The organism is Bradyrhizobium sp. NBAIM01 (genome assembly GCF_020194115.1).
GTDB classification, from domain to species: Bacteria; Pseudomonadota; Alphaproteobacteria; order Rhizobiales; family Xanthobacteraceae; genus Bradyrhizobium; species Bradyrhizobium yuanmingense.
The window spans coordinates 405,423-420,208 of record NZ_JADYVU010000002.1; the positions used below are offsets into that span (position 1 = coordinate 405,423).

The window sequence follows — 14,786 nt, forward strand, 5'->3', positions numbered from 1 at the left end:
GGGAACCCGGATATAGCGCGAGGCAATGGCGGATCAAGAGGATGTGAAGTCTGGGTCCGCCAAACCACCCCTCGCGGAGAGGGGGTCAGGTCACGCAGCGGCCGGGCTGGAGCAGCCTTGCAACCTCGGTCAGGGAGCTGACCATCGGCTCACAGGCGATCGTCGGCTTGTTGCGAGGCTTCTTCTGGTTCTGGAGCAGCACCGGCGTCTTGGCATTGCCGGTCTCGATCACGGCGGGGACCCGCAGCAGCACCGACGTATCGGCGAGGTCGTTCAGCCGCATCGAGACGGTACGGGTGGGAACGGCTGCCGGTTTGATCTCTGCAAGCCGGTCTGCCTTGGCGGTGCGGTTGACGTTGTGACCCACCGCGACGGTGGAACCGTGGCTGGGGAGGTCGGCGACCGCCTGCCAGCGGTCTGCGAGATCATGCCCGGAGGCCAGTTGCACGGCACCGAGGGTGGCGACGACCGCAATTGCGCTCAAAAAAACCTTTTGAATCTGTGACATGGCTGCCGATCCCTCGCCCTATGGCGGGCACGGGAACAACGCCGCCGCAGGATCGGGGGTTCTCGACAGCTACGATCACTTAACCGTGTGCGAAAAATGCAGCAGACGGCAAAATATTTCGCGCGCCTTGGAACGACTTTCGCGCACAGGAGTCGTCTCAGCAGCCGGCTATTCCCCCCTGCCCCATAAGCCGGCGACGTAGGGCGCGACTGTGGTGATGCCAGTCGCGCCTTACTTTTATCTGGGGCCTACTTCGCCTTTCCTGCCAGCCACTCCCGGCCCTCGCCATAGAGCTTCTCGACCTCGGGGCCGATCAGGCCCGGCATGTCGCGCTTCACGTTGTAGCCGATCAGCTCCTGCATGTAGGCGAGGTGGCGGTAGCCCTCGGGGAGTGCAGCCAGCGCATCCTGGTCGAGCCGAAGCGTCGCGGCGGGATCGACCGGGTCGATGCGGTCCTTCTCGTAGATGGGCTGGCGGCGGACGATGCCCCATTTGCCGATACCTGATGGGTCGTCCCGCTTCTCCAGGAAATCATAGAAGCGTCCGGTGCAGACGACGTCGCAGAGCACGTCGTGCACGAGGCCGCGCTGCGAGATGGTCATCTTGGTCTGCGCGATCGCTCGCGCACCCGCAAGATCGATGCTGGTGCCGCCGAGGAAATGCAGGATGCGCACGCCCCTGGCAAAACCCTCCTGGCTGACCCGCATGAAATCCCGGGCCGGCCCCTGAAACCAGGTCGCGGACATCCAGCCTTCTTCGTGCCAAACCGTGGCAAAGCGCTCCCAGTCGCCGGCATCGCGCCACACCGCCCAGTTCTCGACGAGATCGCGGATGGCGAGACGATCGAGGAGTTGCTGGTCCATGGGCACGTCTCCGATTGGCGTGGTCGCACGCGCAGCTGCTACATGAGCTATGGGCGGCGAATTCAGCGCCCGTCAAGCGGGCCGGCGGCATGAAAAAAATCCGGCGTGCCTTGGGCACGCCGGACTTCGCTATTGGGACGGCCGCAGGCGCCTTGTTACGCCGCAGGCGCTTTGGGCGTGCGATTGCGCGAGTTGCGCTGGAAGAACAGGGCCTGGCTCGCCACCGCCGATACCATCGCGGGCTGGAACGGCTTTGAGATCAGGAACGCCGGCTCGGGACGCTCGCCGGTGAGGAAGCGCTCCGGATAGGCGGTGATGAACACCACCGGCACCTCGAAGGTGCGCAGGAGCTCGTTGACGGCGTCCAGGCCGGACGAGCCGTCGGCAAGCTGGATATCGGCAAGGATCAGGCCGGGCCGCTTGTTCTTGGCCAGCGCCACCGCATCGGCATGGGTGCGCGCGACGCCGACGACGTTGTGGCCGAGATTCTTCACCAGGCTCTCGAGGTCCATGGCGATGAAGGTCTCGTCCTCGATGATCAGCACGTCGGTGGCGATCTCGGCGGCCATCTCGCGTCCGGCTGCGTCCGCAAGACGGCGCGTCTCGGCAACATCGGTGCCGAGAATGAAGGCGACTTCCTCTTCCGAAAAGCCCTCGAGCGAGAGCAGCAGGAAGGCTTGGCGCGGCAGCGGGGTGATGTTCGACAGCCGCCGTTCCGGCGGCATCGGCAAGGTCGTCACCTCGGCATCGTCGTTGATCGAGACTGAATTCCAGATCTGGGTGAAGAGCCGGAACAGGCCGGCCCGGGGCCCATGGTTCTCGTCGAGCACCGACGGATCGCCCAGCATGGCTTCCAACATGGCGGCGACATAGGCGTCACCGGAGGCCTGGCTGCCTGTCAGAGCCCGCGCGTACCTGCGCAACAACGGCAAGTGTTCAGCAACTACCTGTGAACGGGACATCCCCACTCCATTCGTCTTCGGGCCAACCTTGAGGTCCAATCCTGAGGTCAGGCATCACGCGGGGGGCCCAGGTTCCCCTGCTGGGCTGTCTACGCCTCACGACAACAAAAGTTCCGCCGAGCTGGGAACTTTTTGGCGCAGCTGGAATTGTGCCTATCCAGGGAACGGCTCCCGGTTGAGAAAACTTCTCGATTTTACAGTCACTTAACTCGGGGAAACGTGGAACAGGTCATGAAAGATCTCAAGTCTCAAGCCAGCAGAAGCACGACCCCCGGCAAGGGAGGCTTGACTCCGGAGATTCAATCCCGGATCGGGCACCAGCTGCGCGCCATGTACGACGATGTCGTGCGACAGGGGGTTCCGGATCGGTTTGCGGAACTGATCAAGAAGCTTGATGCGCCGGGAGCGTCACCCCACGTAGAAAATGAGGGCGGATCCAACGACAACAACAATGGGAGGGATTAATGCCTCTCACGGACTCCCTGCGTAACGACATCTTGGCGGCCGTGCCCAGTCTGCGCGCCTTCGCCATCTCGCTCAGCGGCAATGCGGACCGCGCCGACGATTTGGTCCAGGAGACGCTGCTGCGTGCGCTCGCCAACATCGACTCGTTCCAGCCCGGCTCCAACCTGCCGGCCTGGCTATTCACGATCCTGCGCAATTTGTTCCGGTCGGACTATCGCAAGCGGCGGCGCGAGGTCGAAGATGCCGAGGGCAATTACGCCAAGACGCTGAAGACCCAGCCCTCGCAGAATGCGCACCTCGAATTCGAGGAGTTTCGCACCGCGCTCGACAAGCTTCCGCAGGATCAGCGTGAAGCCTTGATCCTGGTCGGCGCGTCCGGCTTCTCCTATGAGGACGCGGCCTCGATCTGCGGCTGCGCAGTCGGCACCATCAAGAGCCGCGTGAACCGCGCCCGCTCGAAGCTCGCCGCGCTGCTCTATGTCGACGGCGCCGAGGATTTTGGGCCTGACGAGACCGTGCGGGCCGTGATCGGCGGCAGCGGCGGCTGACCGCCGCCGTCAATCGCACCGGAACGAGACGAAGACGGCCGCTTCCACGGCTGTCTTCGCGCGCGATGCGTCCGGCTCACGTCGCGATCACACATCCACGAAGGTTGCGGTCTCGGCCACGCTCGCCCGCGAGGTGCGGTAGCTGTTGACCTTGTGCGCATGGTCCGCATAGCCGAACGAGATGCCGCAGACGACGCGGCGGTCATCGGGCAGATCGAAGTGGCGGCGGATCAGGCCGGAATGCCGCGCCAGCGCGGCCTGCGGAATGGTGCCGAGCCCGAGCGCCTGCGCCGCCAGCACGAAGTTGGAGACATAGGCGCCGCAATCGATCGCACCGTAGATGCCGAGCGGCTCGTTGGTGTGGATGATGGCGACATGCGGTGCGCCGAAGAAATTGTAGTTCTCCAGCGCCTGCTTGGCATAGGCCGCCTTGTCGCCGCGGGCGATGCCGAGCGTGTTGTAGAGCTGGAAGCCGCTCTCGCGGCGGCGATCGAGATAGACCCCGACATATTCGCGCGGTGGCGTGAAGTCGTAGTCATCGCCGAGGCCCTTCGAGGCCTCCGCGTAGATCGCCTTGCGAAAGCGCTCCTTGGCCTCGCCGCTGGCGATGATGACCTGCCAGGGCTGGCTGTTGCACCAGGACGCCGTGCGCTGCGCGGTCGCCAGCACATGCTCGATGGTGGCGCGATCGACCTCCTTGGGGAGAAATGCGCGAACGGAGTAGCGCTCGTTGAGGAGCTCTTCGAGCACCCCGATGCGGTCGTTCTGTCTGACTTGTGCGTCCATCACTCAGCTCGCCCTTTTTTCTTTTGGTTGGGCAGAGGCGCCAAGCGCCGTCCCACCACCATACTTACCTCGATGCACCTGCATATGGTAGGCATGCAATGTTTTGCCCACCCTGCACGAGCGGTGACCGTGACGACTACTTGGTCAGCAGGGCATAGGCGCCGGTCCAGCCCTCCGGCGGCGGATCGATCTGGAAATCCTTGATCCGCGCCTCGTAAAGCCTGAACAGCTTCTCCAGCGTGTCGGCGTCCTCGCTCTTGCGGCCGCGCTCGATGGCATCCAGGGCGCCCTGCCAGTCGCGGCTGCGGTAGCAGCCGAGCATCTCGATGGTAATGTTGCGCAGGCGCTGGAACGCGGCCGAATGCATCACGTCCTCGCGGCCGGCGATGGCGTAGATCACTTCCGGCTCGGTCTTGCCCTTGACCATGATGAAGTCGAGCTCGAGGATCGCGAATTTCTCCTTGGCAGCGAGTGCCGTGCGCGAGCCCACGATGATCGGAAATCCGTATGCCTTCGACTGGCCCTCGAGGCGCGAGGCCAGGTTCACGCTGTCGCCGAGCACCGAATAGTTCTTCTTCAGGTCGGACCCCATGTTGCCGACCACGCCGATGCCGGTGTTGAGACCGATGCCGACATTGAGCGGGATATAGACGTGGCCGCCGTCGGCGGCCTCCTGCTCGCGCTCCTTGTTGACCTCGTCGATCTGCTCGAGCATCTGGATCGCGGCTTCGCAGGCGTTGATCTCGTGCTCGGCGTCGTCGAGCGGCGCGTTCCAGAACGCCATGATGGCGTCGCCCATGTACTTGTCGATATAGCCCTTGCGGTCGATGATGACGTCGGTCAGCGGCGTCAGGAAGCGGTTCATCAGCTCGATCAGCCCCTGCGGATCGTGCTTGTAGCTCTCGGAGATCGTGGTGAAGCCGCGCACGTCGGAGAACATGATCGTCATCTCGCGTTCCTCGCCGCCGAGCACGAGCTTTTCCGGCGACTGCGCCAGCTGCTCGACCAGCACAGGCGACATGTATTGCGCGAATTGCCCGCGGATCTGCACGCGCTGACGCTGCTCGCGCACGAAGCTCGCAAAGATCAGCGTCAGGTAGACTGCGGTCGTCGACAGCAGCGGATAGGTGAAGTCGATGAGATAGCGGTGCTGCGTGTAGGAGAACCAGGACACGCCGATCAGGATGGCCGCGAAGGCCGCGCCCACCAGCACTAGGCGGACGGGGCCGAGATTCGGCGTGAAGATGATGACGAGCAGGCCGATGATCAGCGCCGCGATCAGCTCGACGCCCAGGGCATAGTTCGGCTGCGAGATCACCGCGCGGCTCAGCACGCCCTCCAGCACCTGGGCATGGATCTCGACACCCGGCATGGCCCGGGATACCGGCGTGGTCTTGATGTCGTTCAAGCCGCCCGCGGAAGTGCCGACCAGCACCAGCTTGCCGGCAAACCTCGTGGGCGGCACCGCATTGTCGAGCACGTCGACCGCGGAGACGTAGATCGAAGGATCCCGGCGGGCATAGTGCACCCAGAGCTGACCGTTCTTGTCGGTCGGAACCTCCAAACCCTTGAGGCGGATCGACTTGATGCCCGTCTTGTCGGTACGGACCAGCAGGGTCGGCGTGCCCGTGACGACGCGCAGGATCTCGAGGCTGAGCGAGGGCATGATGTTGCCCTGGGCGCGCATGATCATCGGCACGCGGCGGATCAATCCGTCACGCTCGGTCCGGATCGAGAACAGGCCGCGGCCGGCCGCTGCCCTCTCGATGACCGGCACATTGCGGAGCAGGCCGGGGAATTCGAACAGGAAACGCTCGGCCCCGTCCTCCCCCACCGTTGCAACCCCCGTGAACGGCAGCGACTTGTCGAGCTCGGACAAGACCTCCGGAAGCCCGGTCTCGCCCAGCACGACGTGCGAGCGCTTGATCGCGTCGGCGAGGATCTGATCGTTGCTCGGCAGCTCACGCAGCTTGGCGCGGGTCGCGTCGTCGAGATAGCGCATCTGGCTCGCGACCTGCTCCGGGTTGAGCCGGTCGGCTTCGGAGAAGACCATGTCGAAGCCGATCGCCACCGCGCCGTGGTTGGTGAGGTTCTGGACCATGTCGGCGATGCGCGTGCGCGGCCACGGCCACTGTCCGAGTCTGGTGAGGCTCTTGTCGTCGATATCGACGATGACGACCGGCCGCGCCGCCTTCTCGCGCGGATCGATCAATTGAAACATGTCGAAGGTGCGCAGCCGCAATTCCTGGATCGGCGGCGGATCCCACAGGCGCGCGCCTGCGAACAAGACCAGCAGCGCAAGGCAGATCAGCCGCGCAAGGCCAAACTTCCGCGCAAACCACCGCCGCAGGATTTTGAAACGCTTCATGCCAGTCAGACTTCCTGACCCAGATCATGCCGGGCGCACCGATCATGAAGCGTCGGCGTGCGATTGGCTATTCCCCGAGTGCTGAGGATTATGGATTTTTTGCCGCGGTCGAGGTGCAAACCGGAAGCGCCGCCTGCTTCCACTAGCCGACGTGAGTGCCGAAGATGAAATCGCTGGACTGGAGATTCGCGACGGCGACACCCTTGAGCAGGATCGTCTCGTGGCTATCCAGCGTAAGCAACGTGCCGCCATCCTGCGCGGCGGTCGGGGCAAGGTCGTTCAAGGAGCTGATGCCGCTGAACTGCCGCAGGTCGAGCTTGTCGAGGCCGTACTCGAAATCATTCACGGTGTGCTGAACCGAATCCTGCGACGAGGCCGGTGCGAATACGAACTGATCCTTGGCACTGCCGCCGATCAGCGTATCACTCGACTCGGTCGCGAAAATGACGTCCTTGCCGGCGGTACCTTGCAGGGTCATGCCCTGGCTCTCGGCTCCTTCGACGAAGATGAAGTTCACCGTGTCCGAGCGGCCCGCCGAATCGGCAACGGTCAGCGTGATCTGATCGGTGGCTGGCAGTCCCGCCTCGGGATCAGCGCCGGTCGGCTCGTAGACGATGCCCGCGCCTTGCGCGAGGGCGGTGTTGATCTGCTCGAGCGTGCCGGTCGTCGGATAAACACTTGCAAGGCTGACGTCCGGATTCGCGGTCGACAGCGTGACCGTGAAAGTGTCCGTCGCAGCGCCGGGATCGGCGTCCATGACGACGAGGTCGGTAATGATCTCGTTGCTGTTCTCGGTGATGTGCTCGACCTGGAAGCTCTCGGTGTTGATGACCGGGCCCGCACCGTCGTCCGCACCGGTCACGTTCACCTTGAGCGTTGCCGTGTCGGTCGCACCATGGATATCCGTGGTCTGGACCGTGAACGTATCGACATACGATCCGTCCGCCAACGCATTGATCGCAGCATCATTCGGAACGTAGCTATAGCTGCCGTTGGAATTGACCGTCAGCGAGCCGTAGAGTCCCGCGACCGTCGTGGCCGCCTGGTGATCTGAATCGAGGACGGCATAGGTCAGCGGCGCCGTCTCACCGCTGTCGGCGTCGGTCCCCGCCAGTTGCCCGGTGAGATTGGAGAAGGTGTCGTCGTCAGCGGTGTCCGTGAGCGGGCCGATGTGGAGATCGGACAGCGTCGGTGCGTCGTTCGTGCCGGTGATGTTGATGGTCACGACCGCGCTAGTTCCAAAGCCCTGAGCATCCGACGGAACGATGGTGTATTGCAGCGATAGCGTCTGACCGGCGGCGAGGAAGTCGAAGGCCTGGCCGGCCGAGTTGAATTGCCAGGTAAACTGGGCGTGGGTCGCCGTGCCGTTGAGAATGTCGCCGGACGGCACGGTCAGATAGTTCAGGAGATCGGCATGCGACAGCCCGCCGACGCTGCCCGTTTGCAACACGTTGTCGAGCTTAACCTGCACCGCATCGACCGATACCGTGACGTGATCGGTCGCGTCGACGTCGGAGACCGCCAGCACGCCATGCGAGAGCTGGCCGCCATTGGTCTCCATCAGATCGGCAAATGCGCCGCCCGGCCCGGAGGTCCCGCTGGCCCAATCCGCATCACCTTCAATGGCGAGGCTCTTGGTTGGGTTGACCGTGTTGGAGGCCTTGCTCCCGCTGCCGTCGCCAAGCGTATAATAGGCGGCCAGATTGGCCTCGTTGCCGGTGAGCGCGGTGAAGTCGTACGACTGGATTTGCGCCTGCGTGAGTGCGGTGGTCCAGACGCTGACATCGGCGATCGAGCCGGTGAAGCCTTGCGTACCGAAGCCCGGAGCGTACCTGCCGCTCGCCGCTCCGATCATCATGTAGGACGGCTCCTGAGCGCCAGCGATCGCGTTGACGCCGCCACTGTGGGAATAGACGGCGTTGCCATCGACATAAAGCGTGAAGATGCCGTCGTCACGCGTCAAGGCGAGGTTATGCCATTGCCCCGCAGTAAGCGCGAAGCCGGTATCCTGGATCTCGACGCCGCCCTCGAGAATCGCGATCTCCAGCTTGCCGCTGATGACAGTGCCCATGAGGCCGAAACCGGTGGTCGAGGTATTGCCATTGTAGAACAAGACCTGGCTGGCGGAGGCAGCGTCTCCGTTCCAGTTCACCCAGCCGTCCAGCGTCACGTCGTCGGTGGCGACCGTCGGTACGTCGCCGACCGCGATGGTCGCACCGTCGAAGTTCATGTAGTCGGACGTCACATAGGAGACGGTCGGCGCATCGTTGGTGCCGGTGATGGTGACGGTTACGTCTTGCGTGACAGTCGCGTTGTGATTGTCCTTGAAGGTGACGGTGTAGACCTGAGTTATGGTCTGCCCTTCCGCCAGCGACTGCAGCACGGGATCGTTGTTGTCGAGCGTGAAGTGCCAGTCGAGCGTCGCGCCGGTGCTGGTGTCGGCGTTGGATTCGGACACCGCGCCGATGGAGAAGGTGCCGATATTCGTGCTGTCGTCCTCGAATCCCGGCAGAGCCGAACTGACGGACGATGACTTGAACTGCACCTGCGCCGTATGGGTGTCGATCAGGTCAACGTCCTGGATCGCCAGCGTACCGCTGGTCGTCAGCGAGGCGCCGTCATCCTCGGTAACCGCACCCGTTGCCGCCTCGGGATCGCTCGTGATCGTCGGCGCGTCGTTGGCGCCGTTGATCGTGACAGTGACGTCCTGGGAGACCTGCGCACCGTGATCGTCAGTAAAGGTGACGGTGTAGACCTGGGTGATGGTCTGGCCATGCGCCAGCGATTGCAGCACCGCATTGTCGTTGTCGAGGCTGAAGTGCCAGCCCAGCGTCGCGCTGTTGTCGGTATCGGTGTTGAACTCCGCGACCTCGCAATCGATCGTGAAGGTGCCGAGCGGCGCATTACCATCGAAGCCCGGCAGATGCGCGTTCGACGTCGCTGACTTGAATGCGGCCTGCGCGGTGTGGGTGTCGATCAGATCGAGATCCTGAATCGCGAGCGTGCCCTCGATCGACAGCGTCGCGCAGGCATCCTCGGTGACGCTGCCCTTTGCAGCGTCTGCATCACTCGTGATGGTCGGCGTGTCATTGGTGCCGGTGATGGTGACCGTGACGTCCCGGGTGACGGTGCCACCGTGATGGTCGTCGACGGTCACGGTGTAGACTTGGGTGATGGTCTGGCCTTCGGCCAGCGACTGCAGCACCGGATCGTTGTCGTTGAGCGTGAAGGTCCAACCCACTGATCCGCGCGTGCTGACACCCGGACTCTCGCTCACCGCGGTCAGCGCGAAGTTCCCGATAGGCGAGGTGCCGTTGCCGAAGCCGGGCAGATGCGCGTTCGACGTCGTCGACTTCAGGACGTAACTGGCAGTGTGCGTATCCGTGAGATCGGGGTCGTTGAAGGCGACGGTGCCGTTCGCCGTCAGGGTTGCCGCCGTATCCTCTGTCACTTCTCCGGTGGGCGTCGTCGAGTCCTCGACGATCGTCGGCACGTCGTTGGTGCCCTCGACATTGACGTCCGCACCGTCGATGGACACGGTGATCGGCGTGCTGACGACGCCGCCGTGCCCGTCATCGACCTGCACCACGTAGTTGAGGATCAGCTTCTCGTCCTCGGCCAGGAAGTCGAAGAGATGGTCGGGAACGCTGTAGGTCCAGGTGGCCGTGCCGTTGTTGCTGTTTCCGGCACCCTGAACCACGGTCAGCGGCACTTTGACGGCAGCGATCGCCGCGAGTTGCTCCGGCGTCAGGGACGCAGTGATATCGTTGCCTTCGGCATCGAGATATTTGAACGGCTCGACGGATGAGAGCGCCGCGCTCACGATCGGCCGGTCCGTCAGATCGACGTCGGTGAAGGTGACCGTGCCCGTGATGATGTCCAGCGCCTCGTTGCCGGTCCCGACCTGTTCGACGACGGTGCCGCCTGACGTCGCAACGGTAGGCTTGTCGTTCGTTCCCGTGATCGTGATGGTGATCGGGATGAACCTGGACTCGGGGTTCACCGTGAAATTGGTGTCGACGCGGACCATGTAGGTCAGCGTCAGGGTTTCGCCGGCCGCGAGGAAGTCGAAAACGTGGTCGGGGATCGTGTAGGTCCAGACCGCCGAGCCGTTGTTGTTGTTGGCGGGGTCGGGGACGACGCTGATCTGGATCTGCGTCGCCGCGATGCCCTGCTTCTGGAGCTCCGAGAGGGAGCCGGTGACGTCGTTCTGGCCCGCAGTTTTGTAGACGTAGTTCGGCGCCTCGGCGAGGCTGATGCTCACCGTCGGCCGGTCGCCGAGGTTCTGATCGACGAACCTGATCACGCCGGAAATCGTGTCGGCGCGCGTGTCGCCGGTCGTGTCCGCACGCTCCGTCAACGCGAACGCCGTCTTCACGTTGCCGCTCGCGTCGAAGCTCTGCGCGATCGGCTGGCCGGGAATGCGTACGATGAGCGGCGTGGAGGTGGTAGGCGTCTCCGATCCCTGCGGATTGAGATTGACGAATGTTGCGGTGGCGCTAGGGCCGGACGACGATTTGAGTAACACCTCATAGCCGAACGGCGTGATCGTATCGGTGTAGTTCGTGGTCAGCTTGGTGTTGGTGTTGTTGTCGGTAAACTTCAGCGTGAACACGTCCGTGATCAGCTTCTGCACCTCCGGCGACATCAGTGCATTGGTGATCGAGACGTTGCCGCCGCTGATCTGGATCATCTGGCCGGCCTGGTTGACCGTCGCGATCGGCAGCAGCGTGACCTTGTCGAACAGGATGTAGGAGCCGGTCGTGCCGTTCGGCTCGACCAGCACCTGGAAGCTCGCCTGCGGCTGCGGATCGCCGCCGCCGGCGGGAACGACGAAGTTGATCTGGGTCAGCACCGCCGTGCCGCGGATGCCCATGGTGGCGACCGGCGTGTCGACCTTCATGTCGCCGCGCTTGGCGGTTTCGCCGGCGACGAAGGTGATGGTGCCCGCGACCAGGCTGAGCAGCGAGGAATTGTTCGACCCGTTGGGGTCGTAGACCATCTCGTTCAGCACCATCCGCGCGTTGGAGGACAGGCCGAACACGGTGCCGTCAATGAAGGTGATGCCGAGCGTCGAGTCGGCCCCGGTCGAGACCACGTCGCCCTTCTCGACGTTGTCGCCATTGTTCAGGATGACCGAGACGCCGTTGCGGATCGCGGTCGCGCTTCCCACGAGCTTGGTGACGTGACCGATGACCTGGCCCGCACCGGCACCGGGCGCGGCCTGGGCAACCTGGACATGGCCGGTGAGGGCGTTGACGACGTCGCCGCTGAGGTGGGCGCCGTCGGGCGAAGCGAGCGCGGCGCGCTTGTCGCCCCTGAAATAATCGTGAACGACGAACTCATGACCGTCGTGGGACAGCACAAGGTCGAGCCCGGCACGCTTGAACTCGCCGTTGAAGATCAGATTGGGGTCGGGAACGACGAACGCGCCGTCGGGCGCGTGACCGTTCGCCTTTGCGGTAAAAGAATCGATATTTGCCCCGACGGGCGAGCGGGAACCCTGGCCGTCCAAAGAAATCGCGCCGTCAAATTGGCCAGCGTAATTCAACCGGGCACCGTAAAAAGGGTTAAAATCTAAGTAAGTATCGACCGCCTAAGCTTGCATAGCATTAGCAAGTCCTTAGCGATACCATCTATTGCTTGTGTGATTTCGCATCACTTGGCCCCCGGGAGGCCCCACGGCGTGGCGCCGCGACAGAGGAGTGAAAGTAATTCCTCAAATATTCGTATGTCGAATTCAGCCTGTTTCCACGCATTTCCAGTCATCCAAAGTAACCTGCTGTATAGTAACGAAGCAGATACTTTCATCATCTTTCCGTCGCGAGCTCCCGCAGCATCCTGCGGCAAATACGGAGTTAAATCTGTGACCTATCTAACAGAACCCCATGAAATGGGGGTTGTTAGCCATAGGACCCAGATTCGGCACTGCCACAACCTGTGTCTGCAATTGGCTCCATTTCGCGGCAACGCGACACCTCCTAGCCGGCGAATCGTAAAATTTTACGCAATTTGGGTAGGCCCATTTCAGCCTGTCACCCGGTTTTGGAACCCCTGCCGGGCGCGTTAAGCAGAACAAAACGGCCCGTCTCGCACTATCTCCGCGAAAGCAACAAAGCCCGGCACGTCGAGATCGAGGGGGATCTCGTGAAGCCTGGGAAGGGATGTCAGATGGAGACCGCTGCTCGCTCGCGCGCCTGGCGCGCAATCCTTGTCATGTGCGGCTTGATCCTGCTCGGATCGGCCGCCGAGCTTCGCGCCGGCACGCTGCTGTCGCCCGGCGCCGGCGTCCTCGTGCGCAAATCCGCCGAACCGTTCGGCGTGTTCGCCTTCGCCATCTCGTCCGGTAGCCTGCAGCAGAGATGGTCCGTGCTGAAGGACAAGCTCGACGACGACATGGTGCAGCTCGCGCTGTGCGACGGCGACCGGGACAATTGCGCTTCACCGGCAGCGCTCGAGCTGCTCGCCATAGTCGACCACGCCCGCGCCCGCGACGGTCGCGCGCGGCTCGGCGAGGTCAACCGCGCCATCAATCTCGCCATCCATGCCGCCAATGATGGCACCGACGACGTCTGGAGCTCGCCGCTTTCGACCTTCGCGCGCGGGACCGGCGATTGCGAGGACTATGCCATCGCCAAGCTGGCCGCGTTGCGGCTGGCGGGAATTGCCTCTGAGGACCTCCGCATCGTTGTGGTGCGAGATGTCAGGGCCGGCGAGGCGCACGCAATTGCCGCGGCAAAGCTCGACGGGCAATGGCTGATGCTGGACAATCGCCGCATGGCGATAGTCAAGGATGACGCGACGCGGAGCTATCAGCCACTGTTCGTGCTCCACCAGTCGGCCGTGCTGAAATATGTCGACGAGCCGGTGCAGGTCTCGATGGCGGCCGCCGAGGCACGTTGATTTGTTCGTAGCTGGATAGAGCGCAGCAAAATCCGAGACTCTTACCACTCGCACCGGCCCCGGATTAAGCTTGCGCTCCATCCGGGCTACAGACCTTCCACTGCTCGTCCCCACAAACCCATTTCACCGCGCAAGACCAGACGCTAGCATGGCGCCTTCCGTGCGGGGGCGACTTGGAATGCGATTCATCGTGCTGTCTGTGCTTGCGCTGCTGGCATTGCCGGCGGTGCCCGCGTCCGCGCAATCCGACCGCGCGATCGCCGACAGGCTGCCGCTGTTTGCCAGGAACACCTGCCAGCCGATTCGCGACCCCGGCAACCAATTGTTCTGCGGTGATGCCGCGCTTGCCGCCGCCGCCGAGAAGCTGAGCATCGCGATCGAGGAGCGGCTCGCCCGCCTGCCGGATCGCCTGCCCGCTATCGAGGAGAATGCGATCTGGGTCCGCCAACGCAACCTCAGCTGCGGCATCGTCGGCCAGACCGCGATCCGCCCCGACCAATTCGAGACGGTCAAGGCGTGCCTGCTCAAGGTCACCGAGGAGCGCGCCGCGATCGTTCGCGATCCGGATTTCGACTGCCTTGCGGCCAACACTGCTGCGGGCGCGGTGATCTGCGCAGACCCCTCGCTGACGCTTGCCGAAACCGAGCTCAACGGCCAGGTGCTCGGCCTGATCGGCAAATTGGACCCGACTGCGGCACGCTTTGCCTTCGCCGAATATGGACGGTGGACGCGCGAGCGCGACCGCAAATGCAATCTGGTCGGCAAGGAGAACGTGCCGCTGCAGGAGCTGGAATCCGCGGAGGACTGTCTCGCCGACCATTTGAAGCGCAAGACAGATGAAATCCGCGCCGCGACGGGCGATCCCAAAAAAGTGTTCGGCCGGCAGGTCGCGGCCCGCATTCCCGACGCCGACGCCGTCGATTTCTGCGCCGCGCGGATTCATGCGGCCAATTCCTGCGGCAACTTCCTGCGCATCAACCGCGTCTATGCGCTCGACAGCCAGGTGACCGACCAGGAGGCACAGGTCACGGGCGAAATCGAAATGGCCGTGCTCGCTCCCTTCACCGTGTGCAGCAGGATCGCCTCCATCTGCACCGGCACCTGCTGGGACGCCACGACGGGTCGGCCGCAGCAGGGAGCCGGCAACAAGACGCGCCCAGCAGACGTCTTCAACGTCACGCGCCGGCTGAGGGTCCAGCGAACCTTCGCCTTCGTCAAAGCCGCCGACGGCTGGCGCTGCCGGGAAGACGAGCTCGCCCCGGTGAATTCGGGCACCGCGGGCGGAGGATCGTAGGGTTCTCTCTTCCTTCTCCCCTTGTGGGAGAAGGTCGCGCGCGCAAGCGCGCGGGATGAGGGGTTCTCTCCGCACGCAAGACCGTGCGT

10 protein-coding genes are annotated in these 14,786 nt (G+C 63.5%); 4 read left to right on the forward strand and 6 right to left on the reverse strand.

Features of this window, described 5'->3' with window-relative positions; genetic code table 11:
- Positions 1–85: 85 nt before the first annotated feature.
- The 3 genes from I6F31_RS08275 to I6F31_RS08285 all read right to left on the reverse strand — a co-directional run bounded on the left by I6F31_RS08275 (position 86) and on the right by I6F31_RS08285 (position 2,333).
- Positions 86–508 carry a hypothetical protein gene (locus tag I6F31_RS08275; RefSeq protein ID WP_036021311.1) on the reverse strand — a complete coding sequence of 141 codons (423 nt, stop codon included), beginning with the start codon at positions 506–508 and terminating at the stop codon, positions 86–88.
- 248 nt (positions 509–756) lie between these two features.
- Positions 757–1,371, reverse strand: a complete 615-nt coding sequence (locus tag I6F31_RS08280) for a nuclear transport factor 2 family protein (RefSeq protein ID WP_035997651.1) — start codon at positions 1,369–1,371, stop codon at positions 757–759.
- A 155-nt stretch (positions 1,372–1,526) separates the two neighbouring features.
- Entirely contained in the window at positions 1,527–2,333 is an 807-nt protein-coding gene (locus tag I6F31_RS08285; RefSeq protein WP_035997648.1) for a response regulator, read from the reverse strand.
- Between the two features lie 231 nt (positions 2,334–2,564).
- Here I6F31_RS08285 and I6F31_RS08290 point away from each other — a divergent pair, with 231 nt between their 5' ends.
- Both I6F31_RS08290 and I6F31_RS08295 read left to right on the forward strand, forming a co-directional pair.
- Positions 2,565–2,798: a NepR family anti-sigma factor gene (locus tag I6F31_RS08290; protein ID WP_025032292.1), complete on the forward strand. Its 234-nt coding sequence runs from the start codon at positions 2,565–2,567 to the stop codon at positions 2,796–2,798.
- The gene (locus I6F31_RS08295; RefSeq protein ID WP_018316216.1) at positions 2,798–3,346 is read left to right on the forward strand and encodes a sigma-70 family RNA polymerase sigma factor; all 549 of its coding nucleotides are present in this window, start codon (positions 2,798–2,800) and stop codon (positions 3,344–3,346) included. The genes I6F31_RS08290 and I6F31_RS08295 overlap by 1 nt, the downstream gene beginning before the upstream one ends.
- An 87-nt stretch (positions 3,347–3,433) precedes the next feature.
- On the opposite strand, the gene I6F31_RS08300 is transcribed toward I6F31_RS08295, so the two are convergent.
- The 3 genes from I6F31_RS08300 to I6F31_RS08310 all read right to left on the reverse strand — a co-directional run bounded on the left by I6F31_RS08300 (position 3,434) and on the right by I6F31_RS08310 (position 12,015).
- Positions 3,434–4,132, reverse strand: coding sequence for a nitroreductase (locus I6F31_RS08300; protein ID WP_035997645.1), 699 nt, complete (start codon positions 4,130–4,132; stop codon positions 3,434–3,436).
- Positions 4,133–4,268: 136 nt separating this feature from the next.
- Positions 4,269–6,500: an adenylate/guanylate cyclase domain-containing protein gene (locus I6F31_RS08305; protein WP_225146331.1), complete on the reverse strand. Its 2,232-nt coding sequence runs from the start codon at positions 6,498–6,500 to the stop codon at positions 4,269–4,271.
- A gap of 142 nt (positions 6,501–6,642) precedes the next feature.
- On the reverse strand, positions 6,643–12,015 hold the full coding sequence (locus I6F31_RS08310; protein WP_225146330.1) for a VCBS domain-containing protein: 5,373 nt from the start codon (positions 12,013–12,015) through the stop codon (positions 6,643–6,645).
- A 656-nt stretch (positions 12,016–12,671) separates the two neighbouring features.
- Between I6F31_RS08310 and I6F31_RS08315 the strand changes: the two genes are divergently transcribed.
- Positions 12,672–13,403, forward strand: a complete 732-nt coding sequence (locus tag I6F31_RS08315) for a transglutaminase-like cysteine peptidase (RefSeq protein WP_225146329.1) — start codon at positions 12,672–12,674, stop codon at positions 13,401–13,403.
- A gap of 178 nt (positions 13,404–13,581) precedes the next feature.
- Positions 13,582–14,697: a lysozyme inhibitor LprI family protein gene (locus tag I6F31_RS08320; protein ID WP_225146328.1), complete on the forward strand. Its 1,116-nt coding sequence runs from the start codon at positions 13,582–13,584 to the stop codon at positions 14,695–14,697.
- Positions 14,698–14,786: the final 89 nt, after the last annotated feature.

What these genes read in the sequence shown, in the direction of transcription:
- I6F31_RS08275 (WP_036021311.1), bottom strand. Translation starts at nt 508, where the DNA reads ATGTCACAGATTCAAAAGGTTTTTTTGAGCGCAATTGCGGTCGTCGCC.
- I6F31_RS08280 (WP_035997651.1), bottom strand. Translation starts at nt 1,371, where the DNA reads ATGGACCAGCAACTCCTCGATCGTCTCGCCATCCGCGATCTCGTCGAG.
- I6F31_RS08285 (WP_035997648.1), bottom strand. Translation starts at nt 2,333, where the DNA reads ATGTCCCGTTCACAGGTAGTTGCTGAACACTTGCCGTTGTTGCGCAGG.
- I6F31_RS08290 (WP_025032292.1), top strand. Translation starts at nt 2,565, where the DNA reads ATGAAAGATCTCAAGTCTCAAGCCAGCAGAAGCACGACCCCCGGCAAG.
- I6F31_RS08295 (WP_018316216.1), top strand. Translation starts at nt 2,798, where the DNA reads ATGCCTCTCACGGACTCCCTGCGTAACGACATCTTGGCGGCCGTGCCC.
- I6F31_RS08300 (WP_035997645.1), bottom strand. Translation starts at nt 4,132, where the DNA reads ATGGACGCACAAGTCAGACAGAACGACCGCATCGGGGTGCTCGAAGAG.
- I6F31_RS08305 (WP_225146331.1), bottom strand. Translation starts at nt 6,500, where the DNA reads ATGAAGCGTTTCAAAATCCTGCGGCGGTGGTTTGCGCGGAAGTTTGGC.
- I6F31_RS08315 (WP_225146329.1), top strand. Translation starts at nt 12,672, where the DNA reads ATGGAGACCGCTGCTCGCTCGCGCGCCTGGCGCGCAATCCTTGTCATG.
- I6F31_RS08320 (WP_225146328.1), top strand. Translation starts at nt 13,582, where the DNA reads ATGCGATTCATCGTGCTGTCTGTGCTTGCGCTGCTGGCATTGCCGGCG.